This window comes from Arsenophonus sp. aPb (genome assembly GCF_029873475.1).
Taxonomy (GTDB): Bacteria; Pseudomonadota; Gammaproteobacteria; order Enterobacterales; family Enterobacteriaceae; genus Arsenophonus.
This window is the reverse complement of record NZ_CP123499.1, coordinates 2,818,666-2,835,138: the sequence shown is the minus strand read 5'-3', so window position 1 is coordinate 2,835,138 and position 16,473 is coordinate 2,818,666. Positions and strand designations below refer to the sequence as shown.

The window sequence follows — 16,473 nt, the reverse complement described above, 5'->3', positions numbered from 1 at the left end:
CGCTGCTAACTATTCTCCTTAACAGCCCTTCGAGGGAGTATTGCTGCATGAGTAATATTTACATTGAGTGATATTATTTAACATAAATCGTTGTTCGAGAAATAGTGATCGTAATTCCAGATTGATTAATTTAAACACGTTACACAACTGATGGCATTTCAATACAAAGTGCTTATATTGAAGATAAGTAGCTACTTTAATCTACTCTTTTTTTAAATTATTGTGAAATTAGTTATGATAACCAAATATTGAGCTGCCATTAATAAAAGACAAAATATGGCTAGTAAGTATGCCAAGGGTTGTTACCCGACATCATAGCTGTCGGGTAATACAGTTAGCAAGGTAATTACTTTTTATATTGAATGAAAAAAATATTAATTAAGATAAGTAAATGCCGTAGTTACACGTTTAACGCCATCTGTCTCACTAGCAATTTTTGCTGCGGTAGCTCCTTCTTGTTGGGTGAGAATACCAAGTAAAAACACCTCTCCATTTTCTGTAATAACTTTGACGGTTGATGATTTAACTGAATCACTGGTAAGAATTTGCGATTTTATTTTGGTTGTTATCCAGGTATCTTTAGAAGCTGTACCAAGATCAACCAGCGTTGCCTGACGGATCTCATTATAAACCGCTTCAACACCTTCTACTTTGGTTGCTATCTGTTTTGCTCTTTCAGCTAAAGCCAGATCAGGAGCTTGGCCGGTAAGTAGTATCTTACCTTCATAAGCGGTAGTAATAATACGTGCATTGCGGGTAATTTCTTGATCTTTGTTAATAGCAGCACTAACGCGGGCTTCTAATGTTCCATCATCGACCTGGCGACCTACACTTCTTGGATCCGTCGCACTTTTTGTGGCGACCGCCGCTGAGCCTATTACAGCAGCACCAAGGCATCCTTGTAACAAAAGGGTACTGCATATTATGGTAATTAGAGGAAATAATCTCATTATTACTCCTTAGTCATCTTGATGCGGGAAAAGTGTATTATCGATTAGATCACATAAACAGTTAACTGTTAATAGGTGAACTTCTTGAATTCTGATGCTTCTTTGCGAAGGTATTCGAATTTCTACGTCCTGTGTGCCTAATAAGCCGGCTAATTCTCCTCCATCATGACCGGTTAAGGCTACAATAGTCATATCACGAGCTAGTGAAGCTTCAACCGCTTTTATCACAACGCGACTATCACCCTTGGTAGCAATTGCCAGGAGTACGTCACCAGATTGGCCTAATGCACGCACTTGCTTAGCATACACTTCTTCCGGTTTTGGGCCATTTGCAATCGAGGTTATAATCGCATTATCTGTGTTAAGACATAAAGCGGGAAGGCTTGGACGTTCAGCTTCAAATTGATTGATCATACTGGTTGCAAAGCGTTGTGCAATTACTGCCGAGCCGCCACTGCCGCAACATAAAATTTTATTACCATTTAGTAAGGCGTGAACGATCATAATCGCTGCACGAGAAATAGCATCGGGTAATGCTTCAGCAGCGGCAATTTGTGTTTGAATACTTTCGGTAAAACAGGCTTTGATTTTCTCCAACACGTTAAGACCTACTTATAATTAGTGGATGGTGTCATAGTCACTAAAGGCATTTGGTAACCATTCAAACTGATTTCCTGTCGTAGCACAAATGTCAAAACGACATAAAGCGGTTTCTATGTTTTCATTATGTTTAAGCAGCCATAATTTTGCGGCTGCAAGTAATTTTTTTCGTTTACTTAAAGTTACTGACATTAATGCATTACCGAAATTATCATGGCGGCGAAAGCGTACTTCAACAAATACCCAGATGTTTTGATCTTTCATAACTAAATCAATTTCTCCAACCGAGAAACTCACATTGCGGCTAATAAATTGCAGCCCTTGCTGTTGTAAGAATTGTTTGGCTTTGTATTCGAAATGGCGTCCTTGTATCCAAGATAAATTTGGCGATTTTAGCATAGTGGATATCCTTATCTGTCAGGTGAAGATGCCGTTAAAATGACACTTTAGTCACTATTTTACTCTATTTTTGTCTATTGGCTGATAAATTTTACTTTTAACTTGCAATTTATTAAATCAATTGAACTCTTCCTTGTTGAAATTTTAACCAAGGCAGGGAACGAAAAATAACGCAATTTTCACTATTAACGCTTAATTTGCCTGTGGCACCATTTAATTCAATACTATTTTGGTGTAGTTGATTGAAATGATTGGCTAATAGCCAAGCATCAATCCCCATGGCGTAAAGACGAATCAAGGAGTAATCAGCCGAGAGTCGTTGATTAGCTTGTGTTAGTAAAGCGGAATTAGCACCAGCAAGTAAAGGGATTTCGCTGAATTGCAGATTTTCCATTTCCAGATAATAATCGGTACTTAAACCAGTTTGATGACTACGAGAACTGGCATAAAGTGTTGGACGTGTGCGACTATCGGTTGCCATATCTATCATCGGTTTAATCAATGCTAATTCATCACTTGTGGCCACAATATACACGGTATCAATAGCCTCTGCCATATCGTTGGTATTTGATGATTGCTGTTCGGCAAGCACGATTGATGTGCCTATCATACGTATTCCAGTACTCTGAGTAGTTCGGGCTTTTAGGCTATTAATATCACCAAAACTTTGTTTACGTACCGGGGTTTGTGTCAATTTTAACCATTCTTGAGCAAATACATTTGCGATACGTTCCCCAAAAGGTGAAGAAGGGATCAAGAGCAATGGTGCTTGTTTGCCTTGTTCTGCAATATGGCGAGCAGCATTAATGGCTTCATCTTCAGGCGATAGAGAAAAGTAACAGACATTATTTTTAAGTGGCATTTTATCATGACCTAATTCATTTAATGTCAATATATTCAATGGAGTATCTGTTTGGATAGCTTCAAGAACATCCGGTTTTAACAATGGCCCGACAACTAAAGTAATGCCATCCTGCTCGGCTTGTTGAAGTAGTGTCTCAATCGATTGAGTATTGGTATCGTATACTTTAACCTGTTGATTATTAATAGGCGCATTATCAATAATAAGCGATGGGGTTTGTGGATTGTTTTCTTGCGCTATATTATTGCTACTGTTAGTAATTGAATCAATAATACTTTGGACAGTATCACTATTTTGGTTGTTTTGCTCAGATGAGCTGGTTGTTGTGGTCTGATTAATAGGTAACCCTTTTTGGGCGTCAAGAAAACCTTGTAAAATGGCTTCAGCAAATATTTTTCCATTATTACTTAAAGGCAAGAATAGACCTATTTTAGGGTTGCTACTGATTGAAGAGTGATGAATGATTTGTATTAGTGCTGTTGGGGAAGTTTTAGCACCTGGGTTGGCTGGATAGCGTATTTTCCAATCGTTAAATGCATTATGTAATGCCGCTGGATCTTGGTAGTTATTATGGTAGAGATCAAGCAGATCAACCCAACCCTGTAAGACATTTTCGTCCGCCCTAACATCTAATTTTTGAATTTGTTCAGCAGGCATATTGATTAACATTTGCCAAAAATCATCAATATTCTTCTGGTGACTAACCTGATCTTTTAAGAGTGGTTCTTGCGCAATATAGGCGCGTAAAGCTTTAGCTGATGGTGTACCATTAGCAGCATCAATAATTGATTGATAATGGCTGATTTCAGAGCTTGTCTGTATGGTTGCATCAGCAGTCGGTTTACTTTGATCTACTGAGGAATGACATCCCACTAATATCAGTGAGGATAGTATTGCTATACAGATCAAACTTTTTTTAACAAAAATTGAAGAACGCATACTTTGTCCAGTGGTGTAATTATCATTGCTCAATTTTAATCGGTTATTCGGAAGAAACAATGAATGAACCTAATCAAGCTAAAGAGGTAGAGATGGTATCAACGCTATATATTGTACCAACTCCTATTGGTAATTTGGACGATATCACTCTGCGTGCATTGCAGATCCTTAAGCAGGTGGATCTTATTGCCGCGGAAGATACCCGGCGTACGGGTTTATTATTGCAGCACTTTGCTATTAATACCCGCATGATGTCCTTGCATGATCATAATGAACAGCAGAAAACAGATCAATTAATTCCGCAATTAAAGCAGGGACTAAGTATAGCGTTAGTTTCTGATGCAGGAACACCATTAATTAATGATCCTGGTTATCATTTGGTTAAATATTGTCGACAAGCTGGCATACGGGTAGTTCCTTTGCCTGGGCCTTGTGCTGCAATTACCGCGCTATCTGCTGCTGGTATCGCTTCAGATCGCTTTTGTTATGAAGGTTTTTTGCCGGCAAAACGTAAGAGTCGGCAAGAGGTATTGCAGGGGTTAATGGATGAGTCTAGAACACTTATTTTTTATGAATCACCTCATCGTTTGCTAGACACATTAGCAGATATGGTCGCTATTTGGGGCGCGCAACGTTATGTCATCTTGGCACGGGAATTAACAAAAACCTGGGAATCTATCCATGGTTTGCCGGTTGGAGAACTACTTGAATGGATAAAAGTTGATGAAAATCGTTATCGTGGCGAAATGGTATTGGTCGTTGAGGGGTATAGAGCACCAAAGGAGGCTAGTACAGCCATTTCCTTTGAGGTGAAGAAAACGTTAGCATTATTACAACAATCATTACCGTTAAAAAAAGCGGCGGCCATAACCGCAGAAATTTATGGTTTAAAAAAGAATGCATTATATAAGTATGCCCTTGAACAACAAGTTAGCGCTGATAGTGCAATCAAGTAGGTTAGCAGTTGGCCAGCTATTATAAATAACTATACAAATTAATGTTAAATCCCTATAATTTGGCGTTGGAGTTAGCTAGACGACCGCTGCTTTGTTGTTGGTTACCATAGGTAATTGATAATAAAGGGGAGGAAAGTCCGGGCTCCATAGGGCAGGGTGCCAGATAACGTCTGGGAGGCGAAAGCCTACGACTAGTGCAACAGAGAGTAAACCGCCGATGGCTATTAAAAGCACAGGTAAGGGTGAAAGGGTGCGGTAAGAGCGCACCGCGCAGCTGGCAACAGTTTGTGGCACGGTAAACTCCACCCGGAGCAAGGCCAAATAGGGGTTCATTAGATGCGGCCCGCATCGAACCCGGGTAGGCTGCTTGAGTCAGTGCGCAAGTGCTGGCCTAGATGAATGGTTGTCCACGACAGAACCCGGCTTATCGGCTGACTCTAAACCATTAAAAAACCCCATTGTGAGTAAACTTACAATGGGGGTTTACTTTTTAACTATTTAAAGTGCAATAGAATTGATAAACCGATTATTTATTATCAATAGCGTCTATAAACACTGCTTAGTCATTTCAAGTAATTTTTTGACGTCCTCAGGACGGGTATTTCCGGTTGTTTTATCGATAATAGAGCTATAAATATGCGGAATAATTTTCTTTACGCCAGCAGTTAATGCGATTTTAAGAATTTCCGTGTAGTTGTTTAAATCGATACCACCGGTTGGTTCAAGATAAAAATCACAACTAGCACAAGCCTCGGCAACAACTTGATACTCTTCGCGATATTTTAATCCTGCCATATTAAAAAATTTCACTGAGCTTGCGCCCATATCTTTTAACATTGCGATTGCCGTTTCAACAGGAACAATGGCATCTGGATAATTTGAGCTTAGCGGTCCAGTAGAAATTTTTACTTTACCAATTTCGCCCGTGGGTGAAATAAGCGCATTAACGATAGTCTGTTCTTGGCCCAATAATGCACGACTGGTTGCCGCACCAGTGAATACTTGGTTTACATGTTGAGGTTGAATGACTTTAGCAATTTGTGAAACCATATTAGATTGATTAGGATCGCCTGCACCTAAACCGACAGAAAGCGCATTATCAATTTCATCAGCATATTTAGCCATATCTTCGATAGCACTATTTAAGTCAGCATAGTTTTTCGACAGCACGCCAACAACGACATAAGTTTCAGCGGCTTGATAAATATCTTTAGCATTTTGGTGAGAGCCTGCTAGAACATTCAGACAAACACGATCATGATAGAAATTAGGGGTTAATTGTTTTCCCATTATTTGACTCCAGTAACAACTTGGCGTATGCGTGAGACAATTGTTTTCATTTGTTCGTTAGTAACACTACGGATATCAGCTTCAACTTTCCCTTCGTTGGCTTTATATTCGCGAAAATAGATAGCGGTATCGCCTTGTTTTAATTCTGCCATCATGGCGTAAGTGGTTTTACCAATGGCTTTTTGATCGAAGCTTATTTCTGCTCGAGCAATATCACGGCCCGCTGCATCCCAAACAATTTGGGCTTTAACACCTTTGATTTTGTTGAGCTCATTAATAAAGTCAGTCATCCGCTCAACCATTTGTTTGCCGGTTTCTTTTTTGGCAGTTAGGTAGAGTTCAATCGCTAATGTTAGGCCTAAAATACCTTCTTTACCGACTTTCATTGCGCGGCCTATGCCGCTACTTTGTTGTTTAACCCACTCAACGTATTGATGTTTACCAATGACTAGCCCGCTAGTTGGACCTTCAATTGCTTTAGCGCCACTGTAGATCACCAAATCAGCACCGTCTTGATAATAAGCCACTAGATCTTCTTCTGCGGCTGCATCGACTATTAACGGGATTTTATGTTTTTTAGCAACTTGCGCCGCTTCTTTTACCGTTAACATACTTTTTTGTACGCAGTGATGCGATTTAACATAAAGAATAGCTGCGGTTTGATCGGTAATTCTAGCAGCAACTTGAGCAGCACTACATTCATTAGCATAACCGGCTTCGACAACTTCACCCCCACCAAGCGCGACCATGGTATCGACTGGTGCACCATAATTAACGTTATGTCCTTTCGGTATGACAATTTCACGGGCAACAGGTTGATGAGAAGTGTGAAGATTGTAAAGTAAATCCGCATTATCTTTTACTATCACGGCCGCGACGGATTGCGCAATTCCTGCTGAGGCGCAAGAAACAACCACCGCATTTTCCACCTTAAGTAGTTTGGCAATATATTGCCCGGTTTTATTTACCAGATCTTTAATTTCAAAGTAATGATTAAGTCCATAGCCGACGCGCTCTGTAACTTCAGCTTTGGGCGTAGAAACGCCAAGCATTGTCATGCGACCGGAGGCATTAATCACATTTTTGAGTTGATATTGTTCATAAATCGATTGCATATTCAGACTCACTTTCTGTGGAAACGATTTCTTTACCGCCAACAATGGCAACAACAGGCACAAACTTATGGCTACCAAAGCGTATTTCACCTTCTGCATCAGAAAGTTGAGTGCGCTCTTCTTTGAGATCAAAGATAGTGAAGTCTGCATCCATACCGATATCTAGATAGCCTTTACCTTGCAAATGGAGCAGGTCAGCGGCTTTTTTGGTGACACAATCAATGATTTGTTGTATTGAAAATCCCATACAAAGAAATTTAGTCATCACGAAAGCCAGACTATAAACTGGACCATTGATACGATTTTTGTGGTAAATATCGGAACTGATGATATCGGGATAAGTGCCAATACGCATAGCTTGTTCCGCAACTTTAAAGCTGAAACTTTCACCACCGTGGCCCACATCTAAGATCACTCCACGAGCAAGTGCACGTTGAATTGATGGCTTTAGATTGCCATTATCATCCAAAATACGATTAGGTTTACCATTAAAACAGTGGGTAATGATATCACCTTTGGTTAACAAATCTGCGATATCATCAAGATTGGGGGGATTATTACCAATATGCACCATTAATGGTAACCCACTTTTTTTCTGCATCGCTTTTGCTTTGACAAGCGGAGTTATACCATTTTCACCAACCACGCTTTTACTCATGCGTGCTTTTATCCCGACGACAAAGTCTGGATGATCATCGATAGCTTTTTGTAAACTAGCTTCGTCAATTTGCTGCATGTCTGCTAATTCATTTTGGGCAATAATACCTGTTTTAGCGATATTAAGCAGTGAATAGACATTGGTTTTGACTTTACGTGTAATAGCAAAAAAGTGATCAATATCATCAGCCCCAATACTACCAGCATCTACTAGTGTGGTAACCCCGCAGGATGCGCCGGCTAAGTCGGGTTCATCGAAGTAAATCGGTGATTCTGGGTAACAATGGGTATGGGCATCGATCCAGCCGGCACTAATATAAAGTTGGCCTTTTAGATCAATCGTTTTAGTTGCTTGTTGTCCTTTGGCAGCATCAGGGCCAATGGCAACAATTTTGCTATCACGTACTAAGATATCAACGATCTGGTCGTTGATAAGTTTCCCTTGTTTGATAATGAGATCGTTCATAATAGCCTTCTTTATTTTCTTGCAAATTTAGGCGGCGATAGGGAAAAAATAGCCCAGAATCATCGCACCGAGTATTGCTCCGCCAGCAATCGGTTTTTTCCAAATATAAAAAAGTAGTGAGCCAATAAGCGAACCAATACCAATTGGAATCGAGGCTGCCATCGCGGCTAAAATGATCAACGGGCCTAAAAACCGACCAGAGGTGTTACCTGCACCCATCATGACATCCGCTCCGAAGGTGGAATTAGTTTGTCCAACGGTAAATTTGCGAGCGAAGATAATGATACAACCAATAACGATACCTAATACTAGGCCGGTCATCAGCGATGCCCAGAAATTGGTGACTAAAAAGTCCATACCACTAGCGAGTAATAACGCTGGTACGCCTAAACCAAGTCCCGTTTGTAAAGCACCACCGATATCCAGGATCCCTACCAGAGAGCCTTCAATGATACGGGCAAAGAGGAAACTAGCACCAAATGCCGCCACTGCACCAAAAACACCCGTATCAAGGCCGGAACGTAGCATAGCCACAAAGGCAACTTCATTGAAAGCACCGAAGCCATATACGACATACATATGGGTTCCGGCAAAGATGCCGGCAGATAGGAGTCCAACAAACAGAGGAAATGACCACTCTGCATACCAAAAGTCTTTTTTATTGATTTCCGTTGTCATAATTATTCTCCACTCATGATTTGGTGGATATGTTGCAGCCAGTTTGGTGCACCAAGATGGAAAGATTCGAGTATTTTGATATCAAATCCGCGGAAGAAGGCGCTAAGTACGAACAATAAGATCACTGCCACCATCATAGTGCGGGTAATTTTTGTCCAGCCACTATCGTCGACACCTTTACCAATTAAGATCCCAAGTACCAGACCTGGAATAGCGTTGCCCATAATAAGTTGTGCACAACCACCAAACAGCGTTGCCCAAAAACCTGAACGACGACCAGCATCCATGGCGGCTAACCAGAAGATGACCGGCATGACAATTTCAACTAATAAATTTGCCGCAGGAACTAAGACATTAATTGCTGTAGTTTGTAGCGCAGCAGGCACGGCAGAAGCCGTTGTATTTAAGAAAGCAACCACTATGGCACCGATAATGCTACAGGCAATGGCCATTTTCTTCGGATTATGCATTGTTTCTGCAACATTGCGGTTTTTGATCATCAAAACGGCGGTACCCCAGTTGGGTATAATTCGGTGATCAACGTCTTGCGTAAAAGCACCAGCAGCAACAGATGATGCCCAAGCATTGAAGAAAAAACCTAAGCCGAATGAAAAGTGAGAAGCAGGATCGCCTTCACAGGAATTTAATTCACCTAATGTACGGAAAGCCCCCATACCTTGAACAGTGGGTGCGTGAAACATACGCGCAGCACCTGCACCGAGGCCAAAACCACATAAGCCACCGATAATTAGGGACATGCCGAGTATTTCTAAAAAAGACGTTGTCTCGCCCATGACATTTTCTCCAAATCAAGATACCGATTATTCATCGGTAAATGTGATTTCTTTAACATTTAGCAAGGTGATATCTAATGAAACATCTAAAACAACAGAGAAATATTCACGCTTGCGAGGTAAGAATAAAAAAAGAAACCTTTCTGTTGTCGTTTTTACTTTAGCACTGATAACAGTGATGTCTTTCGGTTCTATACGTAGCAGAATGTTATCAGTGTTTTTTAGTATGGTACGTTGTATTGAACTTAGCGCATCAGCAAGTGCTTTTTGTCGGGAATTCCCTTGACCATTAACACGTACAGATGTTTCCATTTTCTGTTTCATCATGCATTGCCATGTTTCTTATTAAATGCTTTGACTAAACGTTCGCCCAACTCTTCTTTATCCATAAAACCAAACCCGAGGACATTACAGCCTTCGGCAATTGCTGTTTCGCCTTCTTCAATAGAACGCATACCATAACGTGCTTTATAGCCATACTTAGTCTGAGCAGTGATGGCACCCGCACCGCCACTACCACAAAATGAGATCCCTAAATCTGCATTATGCTCTTTCATTACGTCGCCTAACTTCATATCAGCAGCAACGCCAGGAATGACGGTTGCTTTACCACCGGCAGCTTCAACACCGGCAGCCACTTTTTGTCCTTTGCCTAAACGATCACCAATAACGACATGGATCTGTTTCATATTTAATTCTCCTATTATCTTTAAGAGTTAGAACGCGCTACTTCAAAATGAACTGAGAGCAGATAAGCCTCTTCGTATGCCAGGCCAGGCAAGGTGTTAACAACTTTCTCGGCCAAGGCTATGGATTCAGGGGATATTTCTTCAAACAGTGAGACATCCACTTCAGGCAGAGACTCACCTGTTTTTGCTCTCTCTACCATCGCTTTAACGTGAGAACGTAGCATCTGTTGTTGAACATCAGTTGTATGGGCCCCTTCAGCTTTTAGCCAGCCATCAATAATAGAAATTAATTTATTGGTGACAGTCTCTACATCCAGGTTATCTTTTGCGACATTAAAAACAATTGAGGATTCACTCATAAACTTTCGCTATCCCATTTGGAAATTAAAATAAAACCGGTCTTTTGCTATTGTTAATAACTTTAGTCCTTTCCAGTATGGTTTTGGAGAGGAAACATTTCCACTTTAAACTGGCAAATATCTGGAAAAATAAAGACAAAAATAACGAATTAATTTTAATCAAACTGGAAATTTAACTAAATTAGGGGCTGATTTTTTATTATTTCTGCTGTTATTCAATACATTAGAATATTATTATTTTTGTTTTATTTCAGTGTATTAGGTAATGTGAAGTGGATTAATTATTTGTTTATTTAGTGCACTTATTAAGTGGAAATAGCCTGCTAAATCATAATAGGTTTCTGGAAGTTTGGCTTGCCAATTTAAAGTAGCTGAAAGTATGTGGCAAGCAAATAAGATAAAAAAGTTGCCTGTCTTATGATAATGATCACTAAAAATGGCACTTTTAGCTTATTATTTCCACTTTTCCACTATTAAATGGAAATTATTAATTAATACGACTTAGACTATCCTTAGCGATAACCTGAAAATCATTGAAATTTCTACTATTAATTAGTCTTTTAGTCGCTTTTTCTTTGACGAAAGTAACAAATAACTCATAAATAGCGATCGCTTCTTCATAATCAGCTTTACTAATGGCTAGCAGAAAAATGACATTAGCAACTTCTTTGGTTTCTGCATTCCATTCGACCCCTTGTGGTGAAATTATCGTAACAACCACCGTTTTATTCGCCAATAAACCTAATGAGTGAGGCAAGGCAATACCTTCGCCCAGTAAGGTTGACACAATGGATTCTCGTTCGATCAGCGATGGATAAAAATCGCTAGTGACATAACCATCAGCTTGAAGTTTTTTACAGATTTTTTTAAATAGCGCTTCTTGGCTAATTTTTTCATTAAGTATGATGAAATAACGTTCCTCAAAGAATCGTTCAATAATATAAGGTTTGGTCTGGTTGATCATCGCTAAACGCCCAACTTGCTCCAGTTGATAGGGAGTGGGAAAGGGGGCGATTTTCACTACCGGCTTATTTTTTTCCGCTAATCGAATGGTGGTAATGACAAAATCTTCATCGATGTTTTCTAAGGCTTCATATTCTTGTAACGATAGTGCGCGATTAAATTTCAGTTGAGGAAATTCACGCATAATTTTGGTTTCTATAACCCGTACTGTTGAGTTGCCTGAATCTGTAACGACTAAAACCTGAGTTGGGCGATGGTGGCTGGTACCATAATTACATTCCAAACTTACTCCAATATGGACTGCCAAATAACCAAGCTCGTCTTCACTAATTGGATAAGGGAGCAGGGTACTAGCACTGCGTAGGGCATCGAGGGTGACATCATAAGCAAAAGGATAATATTGTTTGATATCGTTAAGTAATGGATTCGGTGTATTAATATTAAATTGTAAACGAGTCAATAAGGTGGCGAGGTGGGTGGTCAAATCACGTTTTAGTTTCTCATCATTACGTAAGTCGTAATTATATGAGTCGTTTATATATTGCAAAATATGATCAAGCAATTTGGTGTGTAAACCTGTTTTTTGTGTGGGCTGTTCATTACCAATAATACGTTGGGCAGCTAGCTGTGTGCATAAGTAAGCTTGTTCTGCTTTTGATAGATCACCACCAAGAAAGTAAATCAATCCGTTAGAAATTTCTTTGACCGCGTTTTGAATAACAGGATCCATTTCATTATTGATAAAAGTGGTTAATTCACGACCACGAGTAATACGTAAGATAGTAGTAGCGCAATTAAAGATAAGATACTGGTGGCCTTCGTTAGTCAGTCGAATATCAAAGCGGCTAAGGCTATTTTGTAATACTTTATCAATATAGGTTAAATCAATATTGTCAAGATAGGTCAGACTAAATTTAGCGATGTCTTTATTTATTTCCTGTGAGAAACGTCGCCATAATATTTCCGTAATACAAGTACGAATGGCCCATTCACTACCACTTAATCGTATCCCTTGATGGGGGATACCTTCCAACTGGATGTCATGTTTATGCAAATATTCTCTGACAATACTCATATCCTGCTGTATGGTACCGCGACTAATAAACCATTTTTCTGCAATATCATCAAGTTTAACGGGTAATGGCAACATTAAAAGCTTTAATAATAATGCATCAACCCGATCTCTTGCTGTACGCGGAATATTTTCATCATCAGCTATTTTTTCCGTTTTGATGGTAGCAAAAAGGGCTTCGTTATTAATTTTTAAATGGTAGCCGTTGCCGCGCTCATAAACGATGCACGCATCATAGTCCTGCAAATATTCATTTAATTCGTTGATGTCTGAACGTATGGTACGCGTTGAAACACCAAAACGTTTAGCAAGTTCTTCTTGCGATACAATTTCGGTCTGAATATTAGTAAAAATTTGATGGATACGTTGATTTGTAAAGACAGCCACGAGTTATACCTTTCAATTAATAAAATAGAAAAGTTGTTTGTGATTGAAGATGATATCCTAGTTAAAAACTTGATGAAAAGGTTATCACTGACATCCAAATAAATTATATCTATTAAAACAACTATATTTATTCTATCACTTTTATTGGCTGTCGATCTTTTTATTAAATACTTTATTGAAAGTTATCAATTTTATGTTTAATTTAAATAAATCAATATGCCACGAAAATCTGTTTGGGCAGTTAATTTTACCTTTTGTTCCTGCATCAAAAATGCACCATCACTATAGTTAATATAAGCTATCTTGTGAATGTTGTTTTCTAATTTTACTATTCCTGTAATTGAATATAGATAACTATTTTTCCCTTTCAGGCTAAGCGTCATATTTTGTTCCGTTTTTAAATAAATATGACTAATCCAAGTTTGTTGTCGAATTTTTAAACTATTCCCCGAACCATTTGGTGAAGCAAGTAATGTCAATGCGTTATTATTAACTAGTTTACGTTTTTGTGGTGGTAGGCAGAAATATTCAACGTAGGCATTAATCCATAACTGTAATTGGATTAACGGTTTTTCCTGGTTAATATTGTGTTCGCTATAACTTATATTATGTAACGGAGATAAAAGTAAGCACTCATTTTCAGATTGATAAATGCGATTTCCTTCACTATCGTGGAATTCAGCATCACCCTGTAAAACCAAATTAATGATATCGATATTGGGATAGGTTTTGGCCCGGCAGGCCGCTTTTGGCGCGATAGTTTCTCGATTTAATACTCGCAAAGCACCGTAATGGGTAAAATCAGGATCAAAATAGTGGCCAAAAGAGAAGGTATACTGTGCTTGTAACCAACCAAAATCAGCATGACCACACTCTTTTTCTATTCTAGGAATTATCATAGTAATTTTACCTTTCAGATAATTTATGATGAAAAATAATAATTAACTAGACGAAAAATTGTTAGCTAGTTAATCTGAGTTAAACATTCAAATTTCTTGATTGAGATCCATTATGAGTAAAGAGCGTGCACTAACATTAGATGCGTTACGTGTAATGAATGCCATTGACCGACGCGGAAGTTTTGCAGCAGCAGCTGATGAATTGGGTAAAGTTCCTTCTGCATTAAGTTATACGATGCAAAAATTAGAAGAAGAGCTTGATGTGGTACTTTTTGATCGTTCTGGTCATCGAACTCGTTTTACGGATGTTGGTCGGATGTTATTGGAGCGAGGGCGATTATTGTTAGAAGCGGCAGATAAACTTGTGGTTGATGCTGAAGCATTGGCGCGTGGCTGGGAACCCTATCTTACCATTGTTTGTGAAGTATTAATCCCCGTCTCAACACTTTTTCCTTTAGTCGATAAATTGGCACAAAAATCGGAAACGCAACTCTCTTTATTAACTGAAGTATTAGCCGGCGCATGGGAATGCTTAGAAACCGGTAAAGCTGATATTGTGATTGCCCCTGATTTGCATTTTCGCTCCTCACCTGAAATTAATAGTCGTCTACTTTGTACTATTAATAATGTTTATGTTGCCAGTCCTGAGCATCCTATTCATCAAGAACCAGAGCCACTTTCCGACATGACACGGATTAAATATCGTGGGATTGCCATTGCCGATACAGCCAAAGAACGGCCAGTCTTAACAGTACAGTTATTAGATAAACAGCAGAGATTAACAGTCAGTTCAATCGATGAAAAACGTCGCGCTTTATTAGCAGGGTTAGGTGTTGCGACTATGCCTTATACGTTGGTTGAAAAAGATATTAAAGAGGGGCGATTACGTGTCGTGGGATCAGAACATAGCCAAGAGACGAATATTATTATGGCTTGGCATCGTGGTAAAATTGGTGAAGCTAAATTTTGGTGCTTGCGTCAAATTCCTCAATTGTTTAATAGTGATCACTATACCAATCACTTATCCTAAAAATATTGGGTTAAATTTTATTTATGGGCGATGGAAAAATTATCGCCCAATCTTTAAGTATTACCATTTTTTATTTAACCAGTGATCAATACTGAATTTTCCTGGTCCGAGAATGGCTAATAGCATATAGCCGCCAGCGATAGAGAGATCTTTTAAAAACATCAATTGGTTATCACCTTCGGCAAAGTTGAAGTGAAAAATAAAAGCGGTTAACAAACTAAAAGCAGCGGTAAAAGTAGCCGTGGTTCGGGTTAAAAAACCAACTAGGATCGCGATGCCACCGCCAAGCTCTAATAAAATAGTCAATGGCAGTAAAAAAGCCGGGACACCCAGCGCTTGCATATATTGCTGGGTTTCAATATAACCACTACCCAGCTTTCCATAGCCGGCAAAAATAAATAACAGGGGCATTAAAATACGCGCCACTAGGATTGTGATATTCTCTATGTTTTTCATATTCATCCTTCTTAAAGTATAATATTTAAAGTAAAGGGTTTTAATCTATAGTGGGCTTTTGGCTGCCAATCGAGAACAGTTAATTGCTGTTTTATTTATAGTAAAGCCTAGATTATTAAAAATACTAGCCAGGAAAATTCAATCTCTTATGCAAAAAAATTGAATGAATTAAAGGAGATAATTTTGGCGAAAGGGGGTATCTTTACAAATTTACGTCTGGATTAGGCTTTTTTTGCTATAAATGTTTGTAAAGTTTTGGCTATTCCCCAGACACCAATAGCGCGTCGGCTGAGGCGATAAAGTTTTTTAGGATGACGAATATTATAGAGTGCAATTAATGAAAAACTTGCAATGACCAGTGGTTTGAAAGCTAGTATCTTTTGCCAGGTACGATCATAAGGTGCAGTAATTGCTAACCAATGTTCAGAGGTTGCTGACAACGCATTACGCTGCTGCTGAATATTGGTTAACAATTGCTGCTTTTTTAATACCAATTGTTTCGCTTTACTCAGTTTCATGTTCATCCTGTTTTAACTGTTTGATATCCTGCTTTAATTGTTCACGAGTAGCCGCTAATAGAGACGTGCGATGGGCTATTTTTAATGTCCAGCAAGTACCTAATAATGCTAGGATAAGTAAAACAGCGGTTGTAATAGCAACCACTTGTATACGATAGGTGGGATCAACCATGAGAAAAATTAATACCAGCAAACTCATCAGGCCAAAAGCGATTAATAGTAATGTGGTACCGGCTAATAAAATCAGTTGGACAAAGGTTTGCTTTTCTTGTTCGAGTTCGACTGCAACAAGTTGCAGTCGTGTCTCAACCATATCAATGAGAATAGAACCTATCCGTTGTAAGGTAGTTAGCAAGCCTTTAGCCGGTCCATCTGGATGTTGATTTTCTCGCAT

Annotated in this window: 19 protein-coding genes and 1 other RNA gene; 3 read left to right on the top strand and 17 right to left on the bottom strand. The window is 39.1% G+C overall.

All coding sequences use genetic code 11. The annotated features are described in order from the left end of the window. Positions 1–374 precede the first annotated feature (374 nt). The 4 genes from dolP to QE177_RS12680 all read right to left on the bottom strand — a co-directional run bounded on the left by dolP (position 375) and on the right by QE177_RS12680 (position 3,750). Entirely contained in the window at positions 375–950 is a 576-nt protein-coding gene (gene dolP, locus QE177_RS12695; RefSeq protein ID WP_280550195.1) for a division/outer membrane stress-associated lipid-binding lipoprotein, read from the bottom strand. A gap of 9 nt (positions 951–959) precedes the next feature. Beyond that, positions 960–1,550, bottom strand: coding sequence for a DnaA initiator-associating protein DiaA (gene diaA / locus QE177_RS12690; protein WP_280550193.1), 591 nt, complete (start codon positions 1,548–1,550; stop codon positions 960–962). 18 nt (positions 1,551–1,568) lie between these two features. After that, positions 1,569–1,949 (bottom strand): YraN family protein, encoded by a 381-nt coding sequence (locus QE177_RS12685; protein WP_280550191.1) that lies wholly within the window; start codon positions 1,947–1,949, stop codon positions 1,569–1,571. Between the two features lie 112 nt (positions 1,950–2,061). Next, a complete protein-coding gene (locus tag QE177_RS12680; RefSeq protein WP_280550189.1) occupies positions 2,062–3,750 on the bottom strand; it encodes a penicillin-binding protein activator in 1,689 nt (562 codons plus the stop codon). 59 nt (positions 3,751–3,809) lie between these two features. Here QE177_RS12680 and rsmI point away from each other — a divergent pair, with 59 nt between their 5' ends. After that, positions 3,810–4,706, top strand: coding sequence for a 16S rRNA (cytidine(1402)-2'-O)-methyltransferase (gene rsmI, locus QE177_RS12675; protein WP_280550187.1), 897 nt, complete (start codon positions 3,810–3,812; stop codon positions 4,704–4,706). 67 nt (positions 4,707–4,773) lie between these two features. After that, an RNA gene (gene rnpB / locus QE177_RS12670) (RNase P RNA component class A) lies at positions 4,774–5,149 on the top strand. A 103-nt stretch (positions 5,150–5,252) separates the two neighbouring features. Here rnpB and QE177_RS12665 read toward each other — a convergent pair. The 10 genes from QE177_RS12665 to QE177_RS12620 all read right to left on the bottom strand — a co-directional run bounded on the left by QE177_RS12665 (position 5,253) and on the right by QE177_RS12620 (position 14,075). Next, positions 5,253–5,996 (bottom strand): KDGP aldolase family protein, encoded by a 744-nt coding sequence (locus QE177_RS12665; RefSeq protein WP_280550185.1) that lies wholly within the window; start codon positions 5,994–5,996, stop codon positions 5,253–5,255. After that, positions 5,996–7,111, bottom strand: coding sequence for a DgaE family pyridoxal phosphate-dependent ammonia lyase (locus QE177_RS12660; protein WP_280550183.1), 1,116 nt, complete (start codon positions 7,109–7,111; stop codon positions 5,996–5,998). Before QE177_RS12660 ends, QE177_RS12665 begins: the two co-directional genes overlap by 1 nt. After that, on the bottom strand, positions 7,095–8,234 hold the full coding sequence (locus tag QE177_RS12655) for an amidohydrolase/deacetylase family metallohydrolase (RefSeq protein WP_280550181.1): 1,140 nt from the start codon (positions 8,232–8,234) through the stop codon (positions 7,095–7,097). The genes QE177_RS12660 and QE177_RS12655 overlap by 17 nt, the downstream gene beginning before the upstream one ends. 27 nt (positions 8,235–8,261) lie before the next feature. Further along, positions 8,262–8,912: a DUF4310 family protein gene (locus tag QE177_RS12650; RefSeq protein WP_026821390.1), complete on the bottom strand. Its 651-nt coding sequence runs from the start codon at positions 8,910–8,912 to the stop codon at positions 8,262–8,264. Positions 8,913–8,914: 2 nt separating this feature from the next. Then, complete coding sequence (locus tag QE177_RS12645; protein ID WP_280550179.1) at positions 8,915–9,706, bottom strand: DUF4311 domain-containing protein; 792 nt, start codon at positions 9,704–9,706, stop codon at positions 8,915–8,917. 27 nt (positions 9,707–9,733) lie between these two features. Next, positions 9,734–10,018, bottom strand: a complete 285-nt coding sequence (locus tag QE177_RS12640) for a DUF4312 family protein (RefSeq protein WP_225506134.1) — start codon at positions 10,016–10,018, stop codon at positions 9,734–9,736. A gap of 11 nt (positions 10,019–10,029) precedes the next feature. After that, entirely contained in the window at positions 10,030–10,395 is a 366-nt protein-coding gene (locus tag QE177_RS12635; protein ID WP_280550177.1) for an SFCGS family glycine-rich protein, read from the bottom strand. Between the two features lie 20 nt (positions 10,396–10,415). After that, entirely contained in the window at positions 10,416–10,754 is a 339-nt protein-coding gene (locus tag QE177_RS12630; protein ID WP_180559427.1) for a transcriptional antiterminator, read from the bottom strand. Positions 10,755–11,241: 487 nt separating this feature from the next. Next, complete coding sequence (locus QE177_RS12625; RefSeq protein WP_280550174.1) at positions 11,242–13,176, bottom strand: PRD domain-containing protein; 1,935 nt, start codon at positions 13,174–13,176, stop codon at positions 11,242–11,244. Positions 13,177–13,373: 197 nt separating this feature from the next. Beyond that, on the bottom strand, positions 13,374–14,075 hold the full coding sequence (locus tag QE177_RS12620) for a pirin family protein (RefSeq protein WP_280550172.1): 702 nt from the start codon (positions 14,073–14,075) through the stop codon (positions 13,374–13,376). A gap of 112 nt (positions 14,076–14,187) precedes the next feature. Here QE177_RS12620 and QE177_RS12615 point away from each other — a divergent pair, with 112 nt between their 5' ends. Next, positions 14,188–15,105, top strand: coding sequence for a LysR family transcriptional regulator (locus tag QE177_RS12615; protein ID WP_280550170.1), 918 nt, complete (start codon positions 14,188–14,190; stop codon positions 15,103–15,105). 60 nt (positions 15,106–15,165) lie between these two features. Here the strand turns inward: QE177_RS12615 and QE177_RS12610 are convergent, their stop codons facing one another. From QE177_RS12610 to QE177_RS12600, 3 genes are all read right to left on the bottom strand, one after another. Continuing rightward, positions 15,166–15,561 carry a DoxX family protein gene (locus QE177_RS12610; protein WP_280550168.1) on the bottom strand — a complete coding sequence of 132 codons (396 nt, stop codon included), beginning with the start codon at positions 15,559–15,561 and terminating at the stop codon, positions 15,166–15,168. Positions 15,562–15,782: 221 nt separating this feature from the next. Then, a complete protein-coding gene (locus QE177_RS12605; RefSeq protein ID WP_034249114.1) occupies positions 15,783–16,079 on the bottom strand; it encodes a YqjK-like family protein in 297 nt (98 codons plus the stop codon). Further along, the gene (locus QE177_RS12600; RefSeq protein ID WP_280550163.1) at positions 16,066–16,473 is read right to left on the bottom strand and encodes a phage holin family protein; all 408 of its coding nucleotides are present in this window, start codon (positions 16,471–16,473) and stop codon (positions 16,066–16,068) included. The genes QE177_RS12605 and QE177_RS12600 overlap by 14 nt, the downstream gene beginning before the upstream one ends.

What these genes read in the sequence shown, in the direction of transcription:
- QE177_RS12685 (WP_280550191.1), bottom strand. Translation starts at nt 1,949, where the DNA reads ATGCTAAAATCGCCAAATTTATCTTGGATACAAGGACGCCATTTCGAA.
- QE177_RS12665 (WP_280550185.1), bottom strand. Translation starts at nt 5,996, where the DNA reads ATGGGAAAACAATTAACCCCTAATTTCTATCATGATCGTGTTTGTCTG.
- QE177_RS12630 (WP_180559427.1), bottom strand. Translation starts at nt 10,754, where the DNA reads ATGAGTGAATCCTCAATTGTTTTTAATGTCGCAAAAGATAACCTGGAT.
- QE177_RS12655 (WP_280550181.1), bottom strand. Translation starts at nt 8,234, where the DNA reads ATGAACGATCTCATTATCAAACAAGGGAAACTTATCAACGACCAGATC.
- QE177_RS12635 (WP_280550177.1), bottom strand. Translation starts at nt 10,395, where the DNA reads ATGAAACAGATCCATGTCGTTATTGGTGATCGTTTAGGCAAAGGACAA.
- dolP (WP_280550195.1), bottom strand. Translation starts at nt 950, where the DNA reads ATGAGATTATTTCCTCTAATTACCATAATATGCAGTACCCTTTTGTTA.
- QE177_RS12660 (WP_280550183.1), bottom strand. Translation starts at nt 7,111, where the DNA reads ATGCAATCGATTTATGAACAATATCAACTCAAAAATGTGATTAATGCC.
- QE177_RS12680 (WP_280550189.1), bottom strand. Translation starts at nt 3,750, where the DNA reads ATGCGTTCTTCAATTTTTGTTAAAAAAAGTTTGATCTGTATAGCAATA.
- QE177_RS12600 (WP_280550163.1), bottom strand. Translation starts at nt 16,473, where the DNA reads ATGCGAGAAAATCAACATCCAGATGGACCGGCTAAAGGCTTGCTAACT.
- QE177_RS12640 (WP_225506134.1), bottom strand. Translation starts at nt 10,018, where the DNA reads ATGGAAACATCTGTACGTGTTAATGGTCAAGGGAATTCCCGACAAAAA.
- QE177_RS12610 (WP_280550168.1), bottom strand. Translation starts at nt 15,561, where the DNA reads ATGAAAAACATAGAGAATATCACAATCCTAGTGGCGCGTATTTTAATG.
- QE177_RS12620 (WP_280550172.1), bottom strand. Translation starts at nt 14,075, where the DNA reads ATGATAATTCCTAGAATAGAAAAAGAGTGTGGTCATGCTGATTTTGGT.
- QE177_RS12645 (WP_280550179.1), bottom strand. Translation starts at nt 9,706, where the DNA reads ATGGGCGAGACAACGTCTTTTTTAGAAATACTCGGCATGTCCCTAATT.
- QE177_RS12615 (WP_280550170.1), top strand. Translation starts at nt 14,188, where the DNA reads ATGAGTAAAGAGCGTGCACTAACATTAGATGCGTTACGTGTAATGAAT.
- rsmI (WP_280550187.1), top strand. Translation starts at nt 3,810, where the DNA reads ATGAATGAACCTAATCAAGCTAAAGAGGTAGAGATGGTATCAACGCTA.
- QE177_RS12650 (WP_026821390.1), bottom strand. Translation starts at nt 8,912, where the DNA reads ATGACAACGGAAATCAATAAAAAAGACTTTTGGTATGCAGAGTGGTCA.
- QE177_RS12605 (WP_034249114.1), bottom strand. Translation starts at nt 16,079, where the DNA reads ATGAAACTGAGTAAAGCGAAACAATTGGTATTAAAAAAGCAGCAATTG.